Origin of the sequence: Halorubrum sp., from assembly GCF_046498025.1 — an archaeon.
GTDB lineage: Archaea > Halobacteriota > Halobacteria > Halobacteriales > Haloferacaceae > Halorubrum.
The window spans coordinates 1-3,628 of record NZ_JAWOBM010000039.1; the positions used below are offsets into that span (position 1 = coordinate 1).

The 3,628-nt window shown below is 63.8% G+C and carries 2 protein-coding genes and 2 pseudogenes; 2 read left to right on the top strand and 2 right to left on the bottom strand.

The features are described from left to right. Positions 1-34 precede the first annotated feature (34 nt). Positions 35-547: pseudogene (locus R6U01_RS08140) on the top strand (cation-transporting P-type ATPase); the annotation flags it as partial. A gap of 92 nt (positions 548-639) precedes the next feature. Here R6U01_RS08140 and R6U01_RS08145 read toward each other — a convergent pair. Then, a pseudogene (locus R6U01_RS08145) lies at positions 640-2,115 on the bottom strand (AAA family ATPase); the annotation flags it as partial. After that, positions 2,112-2,363, bottom strand: coding sequence for an Hsp20/alpha crystallin family protein (locus R6U01_RS08150; protein ID WP_410285963.1), 252 nt, complete (start codon positions 2,361-2,363; stop codon positions 2,112-2,114). The gene R6U01_RS08150 and the pseudogene R6U01_RS08145, both read right to left, overlap by 4 nt. A 189-nt stretch (positions 2,364-2,552) precedes the next feature. Here R6U01_RS08150 and R6U01_RS08155 point away from each other — a divergent pair, with 189 nt between their 5' ends. Further along, the gene (locus tag R6U01_RS08155; RefSeq protein ID WP_410285964.1) at positions 2,553-3,338 is read left to right on the top strand and encodes an alpha/beta fold hydrolase; all 786 of its coding nucleotides are present in this window, start codon (positions 2,553-2,555) and stop codon (positions 3,336-3,338) included. Positions 3,339-3,628: the final 290 nt, after the last annotated feature.

Genomic DNA, 3,628 nt, shown 5'->3' on the forward strand with positions numbered 1-3,628 from the left:
ATGCATTAGTTGAATAATTTACTTTTTTATTATTATGGACACTAAAAATAACACTTCAAATTGGCATTCAATTTCCGTTGATGAGGTGATAGAAAAAATTAAAACTAATCCGGATGAAGGCCTGACAGATGATGAAGTAAAAAAAAGACTTAAGAAATTCGGCCGGAATGAAATTCCCAAGGGCAAAAAACGCAGCACTTTTGAACGTTTGCTTGCCCAATTCAAAAATACGCTGATTTATGTTCTTCTGGTGGCAGCACTTATAACTGCTCTTATTGAGCATTGGATCGACATGTGGGTAATTTTGGCTGTTGTGGTAATTAATGCCGTTATTGGATTTATCCAGGAAGGAAGGGCCGAAAAAGCACTGGAAGACCTGCAGGATATGCTTTCGCTTAATGCGACAGTGATCAGAAAGGGAGAAAAAATAACCGTCGATGCCGAAGAACTTGTACCCGGTGATGTTGTGGTTATGAAATCAGGGAATAAGATTCCAGCTGATATACGTATTATAAAGTCTAGGAATTTCTCAGTCGAGGAATCTGCTCTTACGGGTGAGTCGGAGGCTGTTGAAAAAAATGTTGAACCTGTGGAGGAGGAGTCGGTTATTGGAGACCGCACTTCAATGGGTTTCTCATGGTCGAACACCTCGGGGTACTCGAGCGGCCACTGGATCGTCTCGCGGAGCCGCTCTTTGGTCTCCCCGAGCCCGCCGACGTCACCCCAGGTGACGTCCGGCACCTCGACGAAGACCTCCCGGAGCGCGGAGGGCTCGATGCCCTTTATCGCCTCCTTGAAGTCGTTCTCGGTGACCTGGATCGAGTTCAACACGTCCGCGTCGATCTCGTCGCTTTCGAGGTCGAGCTGCGGGCGGATCCGGCGAAGCGCGTGCATCGCCGACTCCTTCGCCAGCGACTCGAGGTCCGCGCCGACGAAGCCATGGGTGTTCTCGGCGTACTCGTCGAGGTCGATCCCCTCGGCCAGCGGCATGTTCCGCGTGTGGACCTGGAGGATCTCCTTGCGGCCGTCGCGGTCGGGGACGCCGACCTCGATCTCGCGGTCGAACCGGCCGCCGCGCCGGAGCGCGGGGTCGATCGCGTCGACGCGGTTGGTCGCGCCGATCACGACGACCTCGCCGCGCTCCTCGAGCCCGTCCATCAGGCTGAGCAGCTGGGCCACGACGCGCCGTTCGACGTCGCCGCCCGCCTCCTCACGTTTGGGCGCGATCGAGTCGAGCTCGTCCATGAACACGATCGCGGGGGCCTCCTCGGTGGCCTCCTCGAACACGTCACGGAGCTGCTCTTCGCTCTCGCCGTAGTACTTCGACATGATCTCCGGGCCCGAGATGTTGTGGAAGCTGGCGTCGATCTCGTTGGCGACGGCCTTCGCGATCAGCGTCTTCCCCGTGCCCGGCGGGCCGTGCAGGAGGACGCCCTTCGGCGGGTCGATGCCGAGGCGCTTGAACAGCTCCGGGTGCCGCATCGGCAGCTCGATCATCTCGCGGACCTGCTCGAGCTCGCTGTCGAGCCCGCCGATGTCCTCGTAGGTGACGTCCGGGCCGTCGCTCGCCCCGTCGCCGCTGTCGCTCCGCTCGGTCAGCTCCTCGGCGGGGACCTCCGAGATCTCGATCTCGGTGTCGTCGGTGATGACGACCGTCCCGGACGGCGTGGTCGACGCGACCTTCATCGGCACCGCCTGCGACTGGCCGCCCATCAGGCCGAAGCCCATCGACGTGCGGATCGTCTGGCCCTCGGTCACCGGCTGGCCGGAGAGCTTGTCGCGAATGAACGGGGCGATCTGTCCGCGCACACGGAGCTGGCTCGGGAAGGCGATCGTGACCGACTCGGCCCGGGAGACGTCGACCGACTCGACCGTCACGCGGTCGTCGATACCGACGTTGGCCTCCTGGCGGAGCCGCCCGTCGATGCGGACGACGCCGGTCCCGTCGTCCTCGGGGTAGCCGGGCCAGACACGGGCGATAGCGGCTCCGTCGGCGCTTTCGACGCGGACGATGTCCCCGCCGGAGAGGCCGAGCTCCTCGGCCGCGACGCGGTCGATCGCCGCGAGGCGCCGCCCGGCGTCCTTCTGCTTGAGGGGTCTGACGGTGAGTTTCATCGCGTGCCCTCCACGGTGACGACGCCGTTCACGACTTCGGTCGACGCTGCGGGACCGGGGAGTTCGAACTCGGACTCGACCGGCTCGCCGTCGCCCTCGATGACGACGATCGCCGTCCGACCGACGGTGTCGACACTCACGTCCTCGGCGGCGGCGCCCAGATCGACGGCGACGATCCATCCGTCATCGTACTCGAACCGGCGGACCAGCGCACCGTCGCCGGTCGATCGGCTCTGTTTGATATTCATCCTAACTACAAGTTAGGTGCGTAGCTATTTAAATCCACCGTCAATAATCGCATGACGTGAGATATGTAGAGATTTTCGGTAGTGTTGCGGTTCCGGTCGTGTGGAGCGGATTCGCGAGCCGGGTTTTCCCCCGGACGGCGCCGCCGACGGGCGGCGGACGTTTATAAACCATCGCGAGGAGTACGAACCATGGAACGGGTCACACACGACGGGCGCGACACAGCGTACCGGGTCTCCGACCGCGGCGGCGACGGACCGACGGTCTGCTTCGTCCACGGGAGCGGCGGAAGCAAGGACGTCTGGAAGGCGCAGGCGCGTCTGAGCGACCGGTTCCCGGTCGTCGCTCTCGACCTGTCCGGCCACGGCGACAGCGACGACGTGGACGCGCCGGCCGCCTCCGAGACCCTCGCGGCCTACGCCGACGACGTGGCCGCGGTCGCGGGGGAGACGGGCGCGACCGTCGTCTGCGGCAACTCCCTCGGCGGCGCCGTGGCGCTGCGGGTCGCTCTGGCGCGCGACCGTCCCCTCGATGGACTGGTCCTCGCGGGCACGGGCGCGAAGCTCGCGGTCGCCGAGCCGCTGTTAGACGCGCTCGCGACCGACTTCGACCGGGCGATCGACCTGCTTCACGAACCCGACCGCCTCTTCCACGACGCGCCCGCCGAGTACGTCGAGCTCTCGCGCGCCGACATGCGGGCCTGCGGCCGCGCCGTCACCGAGCGCGACTTCCGGACCTGTCACGCGTTCGACGTCCGCGACCGCCTCGACGAGGTCGCGACGCCGTCGCTCGCCGTCGTCGGCGAGCACGACGAGCTCACGCCGCCGTCGTACCACGACTACCTCGCGGATCGGATCGACGACTGCGAGCGCGCGACGATCGAGGGCGCCGCGCACCTCGCGATGCTCGAGCGCCCCGCGGCGTTCAACGCGGCGCTCTCGTCGTTCCTGGAGCGCCGCTCGGGAGAACCGGAGTAACGGACGCGCCGCTGAGCGTCACGATCGCGTCGTTGGGTGTTCTGATCCGCCGTTGGGTGTTCTGATCGCGCCGCTCGAGTGCAATTGACGCCCGGTCAGCACGTTGGAGGGTCAGTCCGCGTAGTGAGCGCGGTCAGCGAGCGACGCGCTCTCGGGCGCGAGGGTCGTTTCAAAAGGTGGGGTACGCCCCGTTCCGAAACAACTGGATCGGACAGTTGCAGTCGCACGGTACCGCTCGACGGTCGATGACTGGGTGTGCTGGTCCTCGATGTCGTCGGTACTCACCTCGT

Bases quoted from the DNA above. Each gene is read 5' to 3' on its own strand.
- R6U01_RS08150 (WP_410285963.1), bottom strand. From the start codon at position 2,363: ATGAATATCAAACAGAGCCGATCGACCGGCGACGGTGCGCTGGTCCGC.
- R6U01_RS08155 (WP_410285964.1), top strand. From the start codon at position 2,553: ATGGAACGGGTCACACACGACGGGCGCGACACAGCGTACCGGGTCTCC.